The sequence below is a fragment of the Alteromonas sp. KUL106 genome (assembly GCF_009811415.1).
Classification (GTDB): Bacteria; Pseudomonadota; Gammaproteobacteria; order Enterobacterales; family Alteromonadaceae; genus Alteromonas.
Genome location: NZ_BLIG01000001.1, coordinates 423,918 through 440,853 on the forward strand (window position 1 = coordinate 423,918; position 16,936 = coordinate 440,853).

Annotated in this window: 19 protein-coding genes; 15 read left to right on the forward strand and 4 right to left on the reverse strand. The window is 45.0% G+C overall.

Annotation, left to right across the window (positions count from 1 at the left end):
* Positions 1 to 122 precede the first annotated feature (122 nt).
* Both GVO63_RS01745 and GVO63_RS01750 read left to right on the forward strand, forming a co-directional pair.
* On the forward strand, positions 123 to 1,034 hold the full coding sequence (locus tag GVO63_RS01745) for a 1-aminocyclopropane-1-carboxylate deaminase/D-cysteine desulfhydrase (RefSeq protein WP_159577880.1): 912 nt from the start codon (positions 123 to 125) through the stop codon (positions 1,032 to 1,034).
* A gap of 172 nt (positions 1,035 to 1,206) precedes the next feature.
* Positions 1,207 to 1,452, forward strand: coding sequence for a DUF4282 domain-containing protein (locus GVO63_RS01750; protein ID WP_039232003.1), 246 nt, complete (start codon positions 1,207 to 1,209; stop codon positions 1,450 to 1,452).
* A gap of 243 nt (positions 1,453 to 1,695) precedes the next feature.
* On the opposite strand, the gene GVO63_RS01755 is transcribed toward GVO63_RS01750, so the two are convergent.
* Both GVO63_RS01755 and GVO63_RS01760 read right to left on the reverse strand, forming a co-directional pair.
* Complete coding sequence (locus GVO63_RS01755; protein ID WP_159577881.1) at positions 1,696 to 2,508, reverse strand: sterol desaturase family protein; 813 nt, start codon at positions 2,506 to 2,508, stop codon at positions 1,696 to 1,698.
* Entirely contained in the window at positions 2,495 to 2,923 is a 429-nt protein-coding gene (locus tag GVO63_RS01760) for an SRPBCC family protein (RefSeq protein WP_159577882.1), read from the reverse strand. Before GVO63_RS01760 ends, GVO63_RS01755 begins: the two co-directional genes overlap by 14 nt.
* 98 nt (positions 2,924 to 3,021) lie before the next feature.
* On the opposite strand from GVO63_RS01760, the gene GVO63_RS01765 reads away from it, so the two are divergent.
* The 4 genes from GVO63_RS01765 (at position 3,022) to nspC (ending at position 7,491) form a co-directional block, all read left to right on the forward strand.
* Positions 3,022 to 4,038 (forward strand): AraC family transcriptional regulator, encoded by a 1,017-nt coding sequence (locus tag GVO63_RS01765; protein ID WP_236552029.1) that lies wholly within the window; start codon positions 3,022 to 3,024, stop codon positions 4,036 to 4,038.
* A 160-nt stretch (positions 4,039 to 4,198) separates the two neighbouring features.
* On the forward strand, positions 4,199 to 4,609 hold the full coding sequence (locus tag GVO63_RS01770; RefSeq protein ID WP_159577883.1) for a hypothetical protein: 411 nt from the start codon (positions 4,199 to 4,201) through the stop codon (positions 4,607 to 4,609).
* Between the two features lie 285 nt (positions 4,610 to 4,894).
* On the forward strand, positions 4,895 to 6,097 hold the full coding sequence (locus GVO63_RS01775) for a saccharopine dehydrogenase family protein (RefSeq protein WP_159577884.1): 1,203 nt from the start codon (positions 4,895 to 4,897) through the stop codon (positions 6,095 to 6,097).
* A gap of 263 nt (positions 6,098 to 6,360) precedes the next feature.
* Positions 6,361 to 7,491, forward strand: a complete 1,131-nt coding sequence (gene nspC / locus GVO63_RS01780) for a carboxynorspermidine decarboxylase (protein ID WP_159577885.1) — start codon at positions 6,361 to 6,363, stop codon at positions 7,489 to 7,491.
* Positions 7,492 to 7,548: 57 nt separating this feature from the next.
* On the opposite strand, the gene GVO63_RS01785 is transcribed toward nspC, so the two are convergent.
* Both GVO63_RS01785 and rsmI read right to left on the reverse strand, forming a co-directional pair.
* Positions 7,549 to 7,812 (reverse strand): hypothetical protein, encoded by a 264-nt coding sequence (locus tag GVO63_RS01785; RefSeq protein ID WP_159494190.1) that lies wholly within the window; start codon positions 7,810 to 7,812, stop codon positions 7,549 to 7,551.
* A 105-nt stretch (positions 7,813 to 7,917) separates the two neighbouring features.
* Positions 7,918 to 8,754 (reverse strand): 16S rRNA (cytidine(1402)-2'-O)-methyltransferase, encoded by an 837-nt coding sequence (gene rsmI / locus GVO63_RS01790; RefSeq protein ID WP_159577886.1) that lies wholly within the window; start codon positions 8,752 to 8,754, stop codon positions 7,918 to 7,920.
* 141 nt (positions 8,755 to 8,895) lie between these two features.
* On the opposite strand from rsmI, the gene GVO63_RS01795 reads away from it, so the two are divergent.
* The 9 genes from GVO63_RS01795 to GVO63_RS01835 all read left to right on the forward strand — a co-directional run bounded on the left by GVO63_RS01795 (position 8,896) and on the right by GVO63_RS01835 (position 16,904).
* Entirely contained in the window at positions 8,896 to 10,899 is a 2,004-nt protein-coding gene (locus tag GVO63_RS01795) for a penicillin-binding protein activator (protein ID WP_159577887.1), read from the forward strand.
* 4 nt (positions 10,900 to 10,903) lie between these two features.
* Entirely contained in the window at positions 10,904 to 11,245 is a 342-nt protein-coding gene (locus GVO63_RS01800) for a YraN family protein (protein WP_159577888.1), read from the forward strand.
* 133 nt (positions 11,246 to 11,378) lie between these two features.
* Complete coding sequence (locus GVO63_RS01805; protein WP_105929513.1) at positions 11,379 to 11,975, forward strand: phosphoheptose isomerase; 597 nt, start codon at positions 11,379 to 11,381, stop codon at positions 11,973 to 11,975.
* A 10-nt stretch (positions 11,976 to 11,985) separates the two neighbouring features.
* Entirely contained in the window at positions 11,986 to 12,573 is a 588-nt protein-coding gene (locus GVO63_RS01810; protein ID WP_159494186.1) for a BON domain-containing protein, read from the forward strand.
* Positions 12,563 to 13,975, forward strand: a complete 1,413-nt coding sequence (locus GVO63_RS01815) for an MFS transporter (RefSeq protein WP_369008760.1) — start codon at positions 12,563 to 12,565, stop codon at positions 13,973 to 13,975. The genes GVO63_RS01810 and GVO63_RS01815 overlap by 11 nt, the downstream gene beginning before the upstream one ends.
* 124 nt (positions 13,976 to 14,099) lie before the next feature.
* A complete protein-coding gene (locus tag GVO63_RS01820; protein ID WP_159577890.1) occupies positions 14,100 to 14,696 on the forward strand; it encodes a hypothetical protein in 597 nt (198 codons plus the stop codon).
* Positions 14,697 to 14,723: 27 nt separating this feature from the next.
* Complete coding sequence (locus GVO63_RS01825) at positions 14,724 to 15,053, forward strand: multidrug efflux SMR transporter (RefSeq protein ID WP_118492624.1); 330 nt, start codon at positions 14,724 to 14,726, stop codon at positions 15,051 to 15,053.
* Positions 15,054 to 15,069: 16 nt separating this feature from the next.
* A complete protein-coding gene (locus tag GVO63_RS01830) occupies positions 15,070 to 16,287 on the forward strand; it encodes a sensor histidine kinase (RefSeq protein ID WP_159577891.1) in 1,218 nt (405 codons plus the stop codon).
* Entirely contained in the window at positions 16,284 to 16,904 is a 621-nt protein-coding gene (locus GVO63_RS01835) for a DNA-binding response regulator (RefSeq protein WP_159577892.1), read from the forward strand. Before GVO63_RS01830 ends, GVO63_RS01835 begins: the two co-directional genes overlap by 4 nt.
* Positions 16,905 to 16,936: the final 32 nt, after the last annotated feature.

The following is a 16,936-nucleotide window of genomic DNA, read 5'->3' on the forward strand; positions in this document are numbered from 1 at the left end:
GCTTTAGTTGCCATAGGTATGCTCTATATCAGCGTAATAAAAATTACAGATCTTTTATTGAATACTTATCTGGTTATACTCTTGCCATTGTGCAATTGATCAACTATCGCTAGGCTCCCGTCGTGCTTAATCTTGATGCGTTTAAAACATCACTAACCCTCCCTTCGCCTTTAATCCCATTTCGGCCAGACTGGGAAGGAGCCAGTAAAGTGTCGCTTTTTGTTAAGCGCGATGACGCTATTCATCCAGTGATATCGGGAAATAAGTGGCGAAAGCTCAGTCATGCACTAACCAGCCCTTTGCCAAAAGCGGTAGTAAGTTTTGGCGGTGGATTTTCCAATCACCTTCATGCCCTTGGCTTTATTTGCTATCAACTAGGCATTTCTTTTACCGCAATTATTCGCGGCGACTACAGGGCAGCCCCAACGCCAATGATTAGTGATTTAATGAAGTGGAATACCCACATTGAGTATGTAGACCGAATCACTTATAGACAACGAAGCGATAGCGCATTTCTCGATAAGTTAAAGCAGCGGCTTCCAGATGCGATAATTATTCCTGAGGGTGGAAGCCAGGCGCAAGCGCTCCAAGGGATGAAAGATATGGTCGATGAAATTGAGATAGACTTTGACTTTATTGTTGCGCCTGTCGCGAGCGGAGCCACCTTAGCGGGAATAATAAGCGCATTAAACAAACGTAATAGTACAGCAGGTACTGTCCACAAAGCCATTGGTATAGGCGTGCTTAAAGGTGAAGGCTATTTAGAGGGGTTAGTTGAGCAATTTCTTCCGGCATTTCAATATCAAACAGATTGGCATATCAAGCACAGCTACCACTTTGGTGGCTACGCTAAAGCGCCCAATGAACTTCAAACCTTCTGCCGTGATTTTAATAATACTTTCGGGTTTGATATCGAACCTGTTTATTCTGGTAAAGCCTTTTGGGCAGTTAAAGATATGCTGGCTAGAGGTATGTTTGAAGAAGGGTCACGCATTATTGTCTTGCACACGGGTGGTTTGCAGGGTGCTAGGTAAAACCCTTTCATAACAAAGCGTTGCGTTAACCGCCTTTCGGTGTTACAACTGTCCTTGTGGGTTTGCTCACAATTCTTTTAAATACTAAACAACAATTACAACAAGAAGTTTGTCGCAGGATGCGGCATAAAGATTAGAGCTTGCGACCTGCAAACTTCATCAAGGAATGATTATGAAAGATATTTTCTTCTTCGACTCAATGCTAACCCCTAAAATCATCACTTTCGTTTACTGGCTATTGCTTTTAGGGTCAGTGGTAAGTGGCGTAACAACAATGTTTGTTGGGTACGATGCGAGTTTTGTATACGGTCTATTTATCATTGTATCTGGGTGTATTGGCGCAAGAATATGGTGTGAACTACTTATCGTTCTCTTTAAAATTCACAGCAATCTTCAAAAAATTGCAAATAAAGAGTAACTTTTCTTCTTATTAAAGGTGCGATGCGACCCTGCGCAGCACCTTTAATAAAAACGAAATGTCTGAGGCGCTAATCACGGTATAGTAACGCATTATCCAATCCCATTTGCGCTCACTTATATCGCTAAGTTGCATTGCATTGGTGCGTTTGTATTAGCGAAATAGAGCGGATGGACGGCTTAAATAGCGCGATAGTGTAATAGCTCAACCTTGCAAAAGCGCAGTGAAACTAAAGCTGCCTCATCAATCTGCAACAGGATACCCAACTAGCCTTTTAAGCTTTGCTCTTGCTCCCTTAGCCTGCTTAAGCTGTTCCCGCAGCACACCTACTTGACTGAAATTAGCGCTAAGCGGATTGTCGTTTGGCGTCTTTCCAACGATGCCATATTTTATCGTTATCGCTTTATCTTCTTCAGCGAAAGTGCCAAATAACCTGTCCCAAATGATCAGGACGCCGCCATAATTCTTATCTATGTACGGTTCATTTGTCGCGTGGTGAATACGGTGATGGGTCGGCGTATTGAAAATTCGCTCTACCCAACCTAAGTTTCCAATCGTTTGGGTATGTACAAAAAACTGATAGGCCAAATTTATCGCAACGATGGCAAAGACCAAACTTGGTGAAAATCCAATAAGTATCATTGGCACCCAGAAAAGCCACATGCCAACGAAAGGGTACAACACACTTTGTCTAAACGCTGTGGTGAAATTCATTCGCGTAGAGCTGTGGTGCACCACATGCGCGAGCCAAAACCAGTGAATATTATGTGAGGCACGATGAAAACAATAGTACAGAAAGTCTTGAAGGATAAAACCAGCAAGTAATGAAGAAACGGTGAGCTTGATATCAACAAGCGAATATTGGTGAAGCCATACAAACAAAGGCATTAAAAGTAAAAGTACCAAGGCGTCTGTCCCTTGGTGAAGTAATGCCAATAACGCGTTGTTCACACTGTCTTTGACGCTGTAAAACTGTCGTGCTTTTCTAAATTCCACAACAACACAGAGTAAAAAAACAGGGCTCAACCCTAGTAAAATGAATTCAACGGGGATCAAAGCGGGCTCCTAACTTATTCAGACACTGCTCTATATCTTTTTGAAGAAGGCGTTGCAGTAACCAGTTTGGTAAATACCAAGGTGCACTGCAAGTTATGCGATAAGAAACGAGCGTCGAATTTTCATGAGGCGTAAAGGAAATAACACCCTTGTGTTTTTTAACAGGAAAGTCGTTTAGTACTTTGTATTCAATATATTCATCATCAGCGTGAACAACTTGCTCTCTAAAGCGAACGCCCAAGATAGTGACTTCTCTAATACAGCCTTTGCCACCACAAATTTCGCGACTATCTTCTGGCACCACAACGTTGAAGGTTGCGTTAAAAAAGTCGCCCAAATTTTGATGGTCAAGTAAGGTATCGCGAAGCGCCAGCGGCGTTGCTGCAATATGTTTTTGATAATAAACGTTAACCATTTCGTACTTACCTTGCGCGTATAACAAATAGCATAAGTTGACTTTCGCGACCTATCTTGCGCTAATACGTCAGTTTTTTGTTATTTTGCGACAAACCTATGCCATCCGTATCTTCAGCCTATCAACAAAGTGTCTTGAACTTCTTGACCAGCTTAGGGGTTAACCATCAACAAATCCCCGCCTCCCTTTGCCCCACCCTTGCCGATTCAAGTAGAGTCTCGATGGAAGATTACATTACTTTACTTAATAAAGGAGCAAATTTAACGGGCGACTCCTTGTTCGGTTTCGCGCTTGGTAAGCATATTCAAGCTAAAGACTACGGTGTGTTGGGATATTTAGTGGAAAGTTGTGAGAACTTAGAACAAGCGATTCACGCGTTGACGCGCTTTGATGCACTAGTTGCAGATATTGGTATCACGACAGTACTTAACGGCCCTGATAACACCCGCATCGTATGGTCTCCAAAATGCGATGATTGCAAGCAAATGGTGCTACGCAATACCACGGCCTGGGTAGCGACTGTTTACAAAATCCTTGGCCCTGCCTGTAAACTCAATGCGGTAACCTTTACTTTCTTATTAACCCAATCAGAACAAACCATTCTGCAGGAATGGTTTGGCTGCAAGGTCACAGGGAGCGCTGAAACCAACGCTATTGTTTTTCCTCAGCACCTGCTTCACATTCCTTTTACCAGTGAAAACAAAGCGATGTTTAACGCGCTTCTCAAGGTAACCGAAACGGAGCTTAAGGAACAGGTGGGGCAAGAATCCTTCCAATTGAAAAGCAAGCAATATGAAGATATCAAATATCAGGTGAGCGCCTTGTTAAAGGCTAATCCAACGCTCAAAAACTGCAATCAGCAACGTGTAGCAGATGCACTTTTCATCAGTTCAAGAACGCTTCAGCGAAAGCTAAAGCGCAGTGGAACTAGCTTTCAACAAATAGTAAACAATGAGCGAAAGGCCCGCGTTGATAAAATACTTGCCCACCACACTATTGCCGATACCGCGGACTTACTCGGTTTTCTGGAGCAGTCCTCCTTCACCCATGCTTTTAAAAGGTGGTTCTCAACCACACCGTTGAAGTATAAAAAACGCTTAATAGACAAAAAGTAAGACGACGTTGTCGGGTTGTCTCGCGAAGAGAAATGAACCTCAATCTTTTTAATCAATTCATTAATTTTCACTACCTCTTTGTGGATTATTAAACTATTGTGAGTGTGAAAGCGTAGGTATTAACGTGTGTCCAGCAACGCTAACTCACAGGAGATAAGCTATGATCGACCGTCCAGTTACATTGCCAGCGCCCTTAAACGTCTTGGTATCTAAGTCACTGCAATTATGTGAGTATTTACTACCCGTTTGTGATGTGTTTTACCCGTTCGCAGCCATTTATGACAAAGGTCGCGTAGGTTGCATTTTTAATGAAGAGGATCGAGGAAAAAAACGCGAGTCGCAGCTCATAGAGCAGTTACAATGGCGAATTATTGATACGACGACCGATACGGATTGTTACAGCGTGTTAGTTTATGCCGCCTCGGTCAATACACAAAATAGCAAAACCTTAGACGCTATAGCCATTGCTACTTCCACACCGGACCATGATGAACGTCTTATTCTTTACCCCTACTATAAAGTAGAAGGGAAAATTGTCATATCACCACCTATCGATACCGTTACACGCTAGCACTTAATTACTTTTCCATGTGTTGTTGGCACGCGTGAACTTGTGCAAAAATAAGACGAATGTAGTTTCAATTGATATTGCGCTTTGATGTGTTGTAGAAACAACGAGAGGGTGGTGAAAATGAGGGGGCATGAGTATGTTTTTTCTTCACCGTCCTTTACGCTTTACAATGGTTGTAACGATTAAAATTTTTTGTACCGTCATGGGCTGTCTTTGCTTGCCAAATCTTGTTGGTCTGCTAGCATTCAGCCCAAAATTCATTAGCAAAATTAGGGATTAGTTATTATGTCTCGCGTTTTAATTATTGGTGCTGGCGGTGTTGCGTCGGTAACTGTGAAAAAATGTGCACGTTTACCGCAACACTTTGACGAAATTTACTTAGCAAGCCGCACAGTATCTAAGTGTGAAGCGCTACAACAAGAAGTGGGTGCCGATCGCGTTAAGGGTGTTTTCGCTGTTGATGCAGATAACGCAAAAGATGTTGAAGCACTGATCAATGAAGTAAAACCAGACTTAGTAATCAACCTAGCGTTGCCGTACCAAGACCTTCCGATCATGGATGCGTGTCTTGCGACTAACACTGATTACCTTGATACAGCCAATTACGAGCCAAAAGACGAAGCGAAATTCGAATACTCTTGGCAGTGGGCTTACCAAGACAAGTTTAAAGAAGCAGGCATCATGGCCCTTCTTGGCAGTGGTTTCGATCCGGGCGTAACGAACGTTTACACAGCGTACGCAGCGAAGCACTATTTTGACGAAATTCACTACCTTGATATCGTAGACTGTAACGGTGGCGATCACGGTCAGGCTTTCGCGACTAATTTCAACCCTGAAATCAACATTCGTGAAATCACGCAGCGCGGTCGTTTTTGGGAAGATGGCGAGTGGAAAGAAACCGATCCGTTAAGCGTCCGTGAAGACCTAGACTATCAAAACATTGGTGTTCGTGCGTCTTACCTGATGTTCCATGAAGAGCTGGAGTCAATTGTTAAGCACTTCCCTACGCTTAAGCGTGCGCGTTTCTGGATGACATTTGGTGATGCTTACCTTAACCACCTGCGTGTACTTGAAGGTATTGGCATGACTAGCATTGAGCCAGTCGATTTCCAAGGCCAGAAAATTGTACCTCTTGAATTCTTGAAAGCGGTACTTCCTAACCCAGGCTCACTTGCCGAAGGTTACAGCGGTATGACGTGCATTGGTACTTACATCACAGGTATTAAAGATGGCAAAGAAAAGACTATCTTTATTTACAATAACTGTGACCACGCGAAATGTAACGAGGAAGTGGGCGCGCAAGCCGTATCTTACACCACAGGCGTTCCGGCTATGATTGGCGCGGCGCTAATGCTTAACGGCACGTGGAAAGAGGCAGGGGTATGGAACATGGAACAATTCGATCCAGACCCGTTCATGGATATGCTTAACGAGCACGGTCTGCCATGGCACGTATTGGAATGTGAAAGCAGCCCTTTCACCAAATAATCGATATATCAGGGCGCTTCATTTAAGCGCCCTTTTTTATTGTCAGGATGACACAACAACCTTGTAAATTCCTCAAAGAGGATAAACTGATTCAGGGTTTACGAGGTAAGTTTCAACGTCATGATTGCGAAGGTTACAGGTAGAATGGCAAACGCCGCTTAACCTGTTTGCGTTGGCCATTTTTGAGCTATAGCCTGTTATGTAATACATTAGACGTTTCATTAATACAGTTAGCAGTTATATTTTTTTGGAGCTTTACCCCATTGACCGATTTAACCCAACGCACTGATATACCTTCTCCTTGCTATGTGCTGGAAGAAGCTAAATTAATACGAAATCTTGAACTCATGAAGCGGGTTCAAGACGAGTCTGGCGCACGTATTATCCTTGCGCTGAAAGGTTTTTCGATGTGGTCTTGCTTTGATATCATCAAACAGTATTTGCAAGGCGCGACAGCGAGTTCGGTATGGGAAGCAAAACTCGCTGCTGAGATGGGGAAAGAAGTTCACGCGTATTCTCCGGCATACAAAGCCAATGACGCAATTGCGCTGGCAGGGCTGGTTAATCACCTGTCGTTTAATAGTTTATCCCAGTGGAATGCGCACAAAGAGGCCTTGGCTAACGTTTCTTTAGGTCTTCGTATTAACCCTGAGCACCAAGAAGCCGATACTCCTCTTTACGATCCAGCAGCGCCAGGCTCGCGCTTAGGCATACGCGCGAGCGAGTTAGAAGGTGTGGACTTGTCTGGTATTGAAGGTTTCCATTGCCACAATCTCTGTGAGTGCGACTCGTTTGCCACAGCTCGCACACTTGAGGCTATTGAAAAACGCTTCGGGAAATGGCTTGACCAATTAAAATGGCTGAACCTAGGCGGTGGACATCTTATGACTCGTGAAGGTTACGATGTTGAGCACCTCATCAAAACGCTTAAAGATTTCAAAGCGCGCTACCCACACCTAGACGTCATTCTAGAGCCGGGCTCTGCCGTCGCTTGGCAAACCGGCCCACTAATCTGTGAAGTGGTTGATATGGTGGAAAATGACGGGGATATCGCAATTTTAGATATCTCAGCAACAGCTCACATGCCTGACGTATTGGAAATGCCTTACCGCCCTGCAATTTTAGGCGCAGGTATGCCAGACGAAAAAGCGTATAACGTCAAGCTTGGTGGCAATTCGTGTCTTGCTGGTGATGTTATTGATACCTACTCATTCGACGCACCGCTAAAGGCAGGCGATCGTTTGCAGTTTGAAGATATGATGCACTACACCATGGTTAAAACCACGTTTTTCAATGGAGTAGAACACCCTGCTATTGGCATTTTACGTTCAAATGGCGACTTTGAGTTGGTGCGCGAGTTCAGCTACGAAGACTTTAAAGGCCGTTTGTCTTAAATACTTCGATAGACTTAAAAACCCGCATAATGCGGGTTTTCTTTTGTCCTGGGTATTTCATACCACCCCGCTACCTGATGCCGCTTCAGATTTATCAATCTCTCCTTCAGCTAACACATCGTCATCCAACGTGATTTTAAAGGTTGTACCAGGCTTTCCTTGAAGGCTGTAGCGAAAGCCGTACATTTCACCTTCGTTTAATGAGACTTCCGTCACATCATTTGGATGTATTAAATCATAAACGCCAGAGTCGTTCGCTTGAGAGAATATATCAACTAGCCATTTACCCTCAGGCATGGTGATCGTTAATGTCTTTATCATCTGCGCCTCCTTTAGCTGTCAGCCCGCAGTAAGCGAAGGCCAACGTAGAATGTTCTACTTTGTATTTCGCCAATGACGCTTAAGATCAATTCTAATTAAGACAACTTACGCTTTTGCATCGAGACCGGCTTGATAGAGCGCATTCTTTTTTAAGTCATAATGGCTGGCCACTACCGCTGCCGCTTTTTTAAGCGGCATATACTCACAGAGTGTATTCAGCAGTGACATTGCTTCACTCGGTATCGCTTGGTCAGTCACCTTTGCAGGGCCAATCATCACAACAAATTCACCTTTTTGGTGGGCAGCGTCCGCATTGAGATAATCAATGACGTCTTGCGCACTTCCACTTACATAGGTTTCGAAAGTTTTGGTAAGCTCTTTGGCAACGACAATGTGACGCTCGCCTAGCACGCGCTGAATATCGGTAACTGTGTCTAGAATTCGACGAGGCGCTTCATAGTAAACGGTAGTAAAAGCTCTATCTAACAGGGCTGACAGCACGCTTTCGCGTGCCTGTGTTTTAACCGGTAAAAAGCCTTCGAATATAAATTTGTCCGTGGGAAGTCCTGAGGCACTTAACGCGGTAATTGCAGCGCAAGGGCCTGGAAGTGCACTCACTGGAATACCTTGCTCACGGCACTTGCGCACCAAAACGAAGCCCGGGTCACTGATCAATGGTGTTCCGGCATCGCTTATCAATGCAACCGACTCGCCACCCTTTAAGCGCTCGCAAAGCATGGCAGTGCGCTTATCCTCATTGTGCTCATGCAGAGAAAGGGTTTTCGTTCCAATGCTAAAGTGTTGTAAGAGTCGAGCGCTGTGTCGGGTATCCTCAGCTGCGATCCAACTTACTTCACTTAATACGCGTATTGCTCTAGCGCTCATGTCATCTAAATTACCGATAGGCGTTGGAACAATATATAAGGTGGCAGTGTCTGTCATAACAGTGGTTAAGTCTTACGTTAATTTTGAAGAATATGCGATAAGTGTATCACGCCATTAGTCCAGATTATGCTGGCAAGCGTAGATTTTCACACTGGTTAAGATAAACTTGGCCTATAACGATGTAAAAGGAATGAAACTGTGCGTCATCTTGGACAAGCTGGAAAAATTTTTACGCTAACAGCCATAGCTTCGGTATTGGTGCTATCGGGCTGCGGAAGTACACCTAAAACCCAGTCAAAGCCTGTGGTGGTGGAACCGACCCCGATTGCAACCACGCAGGTTGAAGATAACGTCACACCTGAACACAAACTCCTTGAAGCAAAAAAGACATGGGAACGCACCCGCGATAAAGAACAGCGCGATACGCTGTTGCTGCAAGCTGCAGACCTCTATCTTCAAAATCAACAGCCCGTTTTGGCTCAGCAAGTACTCTATGAGATAAAAGAAGACGGTGTTTCAGGAGCAAATCAATCTTACTATGCCCTTTTGGTTACCAAAGCCTATGCGGGCATGCCAGATGCGTCGGCAGAAGAATTGTTGTCCATGTTGGATGATGTTAATGACACGGGCGAAGCCGCATTTCAAAAAGCTGAACTGCAGACGCAGTTGTACACACAGCAAGGTAATTTCGCCGCGGCGGCAAACAGCGTGCTAAAAACTAATTTATCGGACGACGAGAAAGTGCAGCAGGTTTGGCTATGGCTCACGTCTATACCTAAAGCATCGCTCTCTACGGTAGGACAAACCTACCCCGCCCTTTCCCCTTTTATTACCCTTCGCGAATTAACTGAAGAGAGTGCGTCGTCCCCGGCCGCCTTAGCAAGAAAGCTCGAACAGTTTCAACAGGTGTACCGAGGCCACGTTCTAGAAAAAACGCTGCCGGAAAATGTGATTAAGGCCACACAGCTTAACGATGCTGGCGCCAATGACATAGCCGTTTTACTTCCACTTTCTGGCAGGCTTGCACGCACTGGCGAAGTGGTTAAAAACGGTATAATGGCCGCGTATTACACCGACGTTGAAAAACGCCAAGATGAACACCTTCTTCCACGTCTTCGCTTTATTGATACTAACGGGGTCGATACACAGCAATTGCTTGATGAAATCGGCGACACTAAATTTATTGTCGGCCCGCTGCTAAAAGACACGGTAGAGCGTTTGATCCCTAATTTACCGATTGGGGTGAACGTACTGGCGTTGAACCGTCCAGAAGAGTTGATGGACTCCGAAACAGCAATTAATAAGCAAGATAATAATACAGCGGCCAATAATGCGTTAAGCACATCACCGAATTCTGCGTTAGCCACTGGTTCTAATGCAACTGTAAGTGAGCTGGATGCGCTGGACCTTCCTACTTCACTTAACTATTTTGGGCTAGCGCCAGAAGATGAAGCCAAACAGCTCGCTGAGTTCATTTTCAATAAAGGCTATCGTGCGCCCATCGTGATTGCCGCACAAAGCAGTTTGTATCAGCGAATGGACGACACGTTTAAAAAGCACTGGCGAATACTTAACGATCGGGAAAACAAGCAACGCGCCAACATAACGTCGGTATCATTTAACGACAGTAATTCACTTCGAGAAGGCATTACACAGGCGTTAGATGTGGCGCAAAGCAACGAGCGTATCAATCAAATCGAGTACATGACAAATGATGAAGTGTACAACATGCCGCGCAGCAGACGTGATATTGATGCCATTGTTGCATTTTCTTCGCCGCAAGACACCGAACTGCTCAATCCCATTATCGAGGCGAGCTTGAACCCATACGATGGTAAACAAGTTCCTGTGTATGCGACGTCTCGTTCAATGGATTACGACAGCGGCAAAAACCAATGGCGTGACCTGCAAAATGTGCACTTTATCGATATGCCTTGGCTGATGCCCTCACACAAATGGGAATCTTTGCAGCAGGAAGTAGAGCATGCGTGGGAAAATCAGAATACTATGCAAAAACGTCTGTTTGCCTTTGGATTCGACGCTTATCAACTACTCCCGCAGCTAGGTATGCTTAACACACTTAACTATCTATCGCATGAAGGACTGACCGGAACACTGTCGCTCAACCAGAAAGGTGAAGTGATACGTCAGCAGCCGCAAGCCATTATCCGTAACGAAAAAGTGCAAATGCTTTCGGAGTAAAGAAATGTCAAAACTGCAAGGGAATGCAGCAGAGGACAGAGCCTGTCGGTACTTGGAAGAGCAAGGCCTTCGTCTTCTGTGTCGAAACTACCACTCTCGACGTGGCGAACTCGATATTGTTATGCAAGACGGAAATACTGTTGTATGTATTGAAGTGAAGTATCGAAAACAAACTCGGTTTGGTAGAGCCGTGGAATTTGTAACTGCGAAGAAGCTACAGCGAATTAAGGCTGCGTTTGAATTCTATTTGTTAGATAATGGCCTGAATTCAGCGTCAACTCCGCTAAGGATTGACGTTATTGCCATAGACGGGCAGAGCCTTGAATGGTTAAAAAACGTAGGTTAACCAGCGCCCTTTCAGCGCAATAAAAGGGGCATTGCATACCGTTCGGTACATTTATGCGTGAGTTGTTACTCGAGTTGCCGTTGTGTTTTCAAACTCCGTCGCGCCCCGTCTGTTTATAAAAGAGATTAGAAGTATGATTGAACAAATTAAAGCGAATTTTACCGAGAGCATTCAAACTAAGATAGCGGCATCGGAAATCTTGCCCGAGTCTATCGAAAAAGCAGCAAACATGATGGTCGAAGCACTTATTCGCGGAAACAAAGTACTGAGCTGTGGAAACGGTGGCTCTGCAGGCGACGCACAGCACTTCTCTTCTGAAATGTTGAACCGCTATGAGCGCGACCGTCCTAGCTTGCCGGCAATAGCATTGAGTACAGATACCTCAACACTCACATCAATTGCAAACGACTACAGCTACGACGAGATTTTTGCTAAGCAAGTTCGCGCCCTTGGTCAACCCGGTGATATTCTGCTTGCCATTTCTACAAGTGGAAATTCGCGCAATGTTATTGCAGCTATGGAAGCAGCGCTGTCTCGAGATATGACCATTGTTGCGCTTACGGGTAAAGACGGTGGTGAAATGGCGGGATTCTTGAGCGAACATGACGTAGAAATTCGCGTTCCATCTAACCGCACTGCACGTATACAAGAAGTGCACTTATTAGTTATTCACAATTTATGTGAATGCATTGACGATAGCTTATTCCCTGCAGATCACGGTGACGAGTAAACCTAGTATTATGAGTAAAAGCGCTAAATATATAGGGGTCCTCGGATGCACTTTTGCTTTAATTCTCAGCCTGCAAGGTTGTGTAGTAGCAGTAGGTGCAGCCGGAGCAATGGCTGCTAAAGTGGCTAATGACAGACGCACTGTAGGTACACAGCTTGACGATCAAAATGCTGACGCAGCAGTGTCGTATCAATGGTCGAAAAGTGATGTACTTAAAGAGCAAGCCAACCTTCAGGTGGATGTTTATAACGGCGTGGCATTGCTCACCGGGCAAGCCCCTAACCAAAGCCTAGTCGATGAAGCCGTGCGTCGCGCCCAAGAAGTAAGCTATATCAAGAAAATCCATAACCAAATACGGATTGGTGAACCTATCGGAGCGGGCACTCAGGCCAACGATATTTGGCTAGCGTCGAAAGTGCGCGCTAAAATTGTTGCAGACGAGCGCGTTCCCGCACTTCAGGTTAAGGTGGTAGTGCAAGATTCAGAAGTATTTCTTATGGGTCGTTTAACTAATCTAGAAGCTACCGCTGCGGTAGATATTGCGCGCAATATAACGGGCGTAGCTCGCGTAGTAAGGGCCTTTGAAATTGTTCAATAAAGAGTTTGCCACTGCCCTTTTAGTCGCAGGGGCACTCTTTATGGAAATTTTAGATGCCACGGTTATCACTACGGCACTCCCCGTCATTGCTACCGACTTTAGTGTTCCGGCCGCACACCTTTCTATTGGCGTGTCGGCCTACCTAGTGGCCGTTACGTTATTCATCCCTTTAAGTGGTTACGCTGCCGACAAGTTTGGTGCACGCACTATTTTTATCGCCGCTATTGCTGTTTTTACTGTAGCCTCGGTGCTGTGTGGGTTAAGTACGAGCTTGGTCGAATTTACATTAGCCCGAATTCTTCAAGGTTTAGGCGGCGCAATGATGGTCCCCGTGGGAAGGCTAGTAGTATTGCGGGATTTGCCTAAAGAAAAGCTGGTGAAAACCGTCGCTATTATAACCTGGCCGGCGTTAAGTGCGCCGCTGTTAGGCCCCGTATTAGGTGGCTATATAGCGACTCACTTTAGTTGGCAGTGGATTTTTTACATGAATATTCCACTGGGTATCATTGCTATCATCGCGTCGCTGTACTTATTAAAAAATACCAAAGGCAATGTGGGTAAGTTTGATACTAAAGGCTTTTTACTTACTGGTGCCGGCTTTGCGTTATTTATGGCAGGCATTGAATTTCTAGCCAGTACCAGCGACAAACTTCTTCAATCACTTGGCATTATAACTATGGGCCTTGTGCTCATGATGTTCGCGATAAGGCATGTAAAAAAAGCTGAGAACCCGCTGTTTTCCTTTGACGCTATGCAGCACAAAACATTCAGACTCAGCGTTTACGGCGGTTCCGTAGTGCGTATAGCCCTCGGCAGTGCACCGTTCCTCGTGCCTCTAATGCTGCAGCTTGGACTCGGTTATTCGCCAGTAGAAGCCGGCTCTTTGTTACTTTGGCTTTTTGCTGGGAACTTAGCGATAAAGCCAGCAACTACGTGGATCATGAATACCTTTGGCTTTAAACGCGTACTTGTCGCCAACGGTGTGCTCATCGCGGTTGGTTTTGTCGCGCTAGCACTGGTAGACCAAACCACGTCTTCACTGACAATTGCTGCCATTTTGTTTGCTAATGGTATAACGCGCTCAATGCACTTAACGCTGCTGAACACTATTGCTTTTGCCGACGTACCGCCCAATAAAATGCGAGATGCGAACACGCTTGGCGCCATTTTAATGCAGATGAACCGCGGTCTTGGCATTACACTTTCTGCGCTAGCGATTGCCGCTGCAGCATTGATTCTGGGCCAAAGCGTCGATACGCCAAACCTACAAACGTTCACGCTATCCATGCTATTTATGGGCGCAATAGCGCTCGTGAGTATTTACGACAGCTTAATGCTGTCAAAAGATGACGGGGTTTCTGTCTTAAATAAACGTAAAGCCAAAAAGGCACGACAGTCTTAGGCAAGCGGGTGCCATAATAACACTGATGACAATTGTCACATGCTATTGATGACGTTTGTGACTGACACAATTTAATACACGCTTGCATACTTTACCTATCGCACGACAACTTTAGGTAAAGTCCATGGAACAAGCATCACATCCTTCATCAATAAACACCGTTCAAAACACTTCCCTCTCACTGGAGCAGCAGCGAGAAAACTTCAAAAAGAATAGATTCATTGCAATGCCGCTGGCAGGTACGATTATATGGGCCTTACTTGGTGCTTGTGCCCCTTTTGTATCTGAATTAACCATCACCTGGTTGCTGTATATTGGCACTGGGGCCATTTTCTACCTAGGTGCGGGGCTCTCCTACCTCACCGGTGAACGTTTTTTCGCTAAGAAGGCGACAGAGAACAGTTTCGACCGCCTGTTCTTTGTTGGCATGATCATGAGTCTCATGGTGTTTGCCATCGCGCTCCCAGTCGCTTCCATCGATCACACTACGGTGCCTTTAAGTATTGGCATTCTCGCAGGCCTAATGTGGATGCCTTTATCATGGGCTATAGAGCATTGGGTAGGCTACTTTCATACCATTACCAGAACCGTCGGCATAGTCGTAGCGTGGTATCTGTTTCCCGAAGCACGGGTAGAGGCAATTTCGGCAGTGATTGTGGCTGTTTATATTGTGTCTTTACTCACCCTTGAGCGCCGTTTTCAAACAATCAAATCTCGCTGATCTCAATTTAATAACAAGGAATACACGATGACTTATTTACTTTTAGCTATTGCAATTATCACCGAAGTGACCGCTACCATGCTGCTTAAAATGTCAAACGGATGGGAGAAATGGGCTTTTGGATATGGTGCTATCTTTTTCTACACCGTATCTGGAATGCTGTTTGCCATGGTCTTAAAAAATATGGGAATAGGCGTCGCCTATGCTATTTGGTCGGGGATGGGTATCGCGCTTATTACCGCTGCTTCGGTAGTATTTTGGAAACAAACTTTCGACATTTATGCCGTGCTGGGTATTATGTTGATAATCTCAGGCACTTTGCTTATCACTAGCAAATCTGCCGTTGTATTTCAGTAAGGACGAAGTACTCATAATGCTCGGCAATCAAAGCATGCAAAATAACCGTGGCAAGGTGCCATCAGCCCCTATGAGCGAGGCCACAGCCCAGGGGAATGAAAGAAATAACGCGCCAGTTATGCCGCTTTTGGGAAGCGGCCGCAAAAAACGCTGGTCCCATGGAAGCTTATTTTTTTCGCTGTTTTTCTTTGTTCCTCTGATTATTTCTCGCCCTCTTCCCGTCGAGGTATGGATATTTCAAACCTTGGGATACCTTGGCTTTGTCACTCTTTATGTCAGAGCTATAAACGAGCCGGTTAAAACACTGCCTACCTATTTGCTACTCATGTTTTTGCTTTCTGTAGCCTGCAGTTTTCAAAACCCCGGTGGCGCAACCATTATCGGCTTCATTGCGTTTATCGTAGGATATTACAATTCGCTAAAGACAGGCTTAATAAGTATAGGCGTGATGATGTTGGTACTCGTCTCACTGCACATTACCGTATTTAATAACGCCTATTTTCTTTTAAGCGCATCGTTGCTCAATAGCTTAGTGCTGTTCGGATTCGGTGTTATGGAACGTAAAGAAACGATCCACAATCTAAAAGAAAGCCAGCAAGCCGAAGCGCTACGCGTACTGTCTGCGATTGCAGAACGGGAGCGAATAGGCAGAGACTTGCACGATGTGGCAGGTCACGCGCTCAGCTCTATTTCATTAAAAGCACAGCTGGCCGATAAACTTATTAGTAAAGATAAAATTGAAGACGCGCATCGCGAAGTAAAAGCACTGGCGAAGCTTTCTCAAACCTTGTTAAGCGACATTCGCCAAGCGGTGTCAGATATAAAACAACTTTCTCTTCGCGATGAAATCGCAAAAGACAAGGCACTGCTAGAAGAAAACGGCGTTCACGTGACTGCCGATATCAGTGGTTTGGCAGAGGCACGTTTAAACCCAAAACAAGAAAGTCAGCTTGCGCTTATTATCAAAGAGCTGACTACAAACACATTGCGTCATTCAAACGGAAACGCTGTGTCGCTTGGTCTTGAAGCTGAGGGGCGAACCATAAAGATGACCTATAAAGATCATGGCGTTATTGAGAACAGTGCATCGATTAAAGAAGGGAACGGATTAGTGGGAATTAGAGAGCGTGCAGCATCAATAGATGCAGATGTGAGGTTTTCCTTCACTCCTAACTTTACTGTCAGTGTGCAGCTTAATGCGGAAGAAGCCTTTTCGATTAAGGACCCCCTATGAGTTCAAAAGCGACAACGACCATTTTGATTGTTGAAGATCAGTCGCTGGTCCGAGATGCCATTGCCATGCTCCTGTCACTAGAAGACGATCTCACCATTATTGGTAAATGCAGTAATGGACAGGAAGCGATTGAATATTTGGACAATAACCCTGCTCCACATATTATTTTAAGCGATATTGAAATGCCGCTGGTGTCAGGGCTAGATGTAGCCGCTCACGTTACAAAACAAAGTCTTCGTACCAACGTGGTTCTAATGACTACATTTTCCAAACCGGGCTATATCAAACGCGCATTGAGTTTAGGGGTTAAAGGGTTCATTTTAAAAGAATCTGACAGTGACTATTTAATTGATGCCATTCACAAGGTATCAGCCGGCGACAAGGTAATTTCACCCGAACTTGCTATCATGGCCCTTGACGATAAAAATCCATTGACGCAAAAAGAAATGTCAGCCCTTAAACTTGCCTCAGATGGCCTAAAAACGCGGGCCATCGCAGAGCAGCTATTTCTTTCTGAAGGCACAGTACGTAATTATTTATCGGAAGCTATCTCAAAACTAGAAGCAACTAATCGCGTGGATGCTGCGCGGATTGCAAAACAAAAGGGATGGTTGTAGCACAAAGGTAGCGGATTTAAGTGCTAAGCGCG

What these genes read in the sequence shown, in the direction of transcription:
- GVO63_RS01800 (WP_159577888.1), top strand. Translation starts at nt 10,904, where the DNA reads ATGTCAAAACTGCAAGGGAATGCAGCAGAGGACAGAGCCTGTCGGTAC.
- GVO63_RS01810 (WP_159494186.1), top strand. Translation starts at nt 11,986, where the DNA reads ATGAGTAAAAGCGCTAAATATATAGGGGTCCTCGGATGCACTTTTGCT.
- GVO63_RS01770 (WP_159577883.1), top strand. Translation starts at nt 4,199, where the DNA reads ATGATCGACCGTCCAGTTACATTGCCAGCGCCCTTAAACGTCTTGGTA.
- GVO63_RS01805 (WP_105929513.1), top strand. Translation starts at nt 11,379, where the DNA reads ATGATTGAACAAATTAAAGCGAATTTTACCGAGAGCATTCAAACTAAG.
- GVO63_RS01820 (WP_159577890.1), top strand. Translation starts at nt 14,100, where the DNA reads ATGGAACAAGCATCACATCCTTCATCAATAAACACCGTTCAAAACACT.
- GVO63_RS01835 (WP_159577892.1), top strand. Translation starts at nt 16,284, where the DNA reads ATGAGTTCAAAAGCGACAACGACCATTTTGATTGTTGAAGATCAGTCG.
- rsmI (WP_159577886.1), bottom strand. Translation starts at nt 8,754, where the DNA reads ATGACAGACACTGCCACCTTATATATTGTTCCAACGCCTATCGGTAAT.
- GVO63_RS01825 (WP_118492624.1), top strand. Translation starts at nt 14,724, where the DNA reads ATGACTTATTTACTTTTAGCTATTGCAATTATCACCGAAGTGACCGCT.
- GVO63_RS01765 (WP_236552029.1), top strand. Translation starts at nt 3,022, where the DNA reads ATGCCATCCGTATCTTCAGCCTATCAACAAAGTGTCTTGAACTTCTTG.
- GVO63_RS01775 (WP_159577884.1), top strand. Translation starts at nt 4,895, where the DNA reads ATGTCTCGCGTTTTAATTATTGGTGCTGGCGGTGTTGCGTCGGTAACT.
- GVO63_RS01750 (WP_039232003.1), top strand. Translation starts at nt 1,207, where the DNA reads ATGAAAGATATTTTCTTCTTCGACTCAATGCTAACCCCTAAAATCATC.
- GVO63_RS01760 (WP_159577882.1), bottom strand. Translation starts at nt 2,923, where the DNA reads ATGGTTAACGTTTATTATCAAAAACATATTGCAGCAACGCCGCTGGCG.
- GVO63_RS01830 (WP_159577891.1), top strand. Translation starts at nt 15,070, where the DNA reads ATGCTCGGCAATCAAAGCATGCAAAATAACCGTGGCAAGGTGCCATCA.
- GVO63_RS01785 (WP_159494190.1), bottom strand. Translation starts at nt 7,812, where the DNA reads ATGATAAAGACATTAACGATCACCATGCCTGAGGGTAAATGGCTAGTT.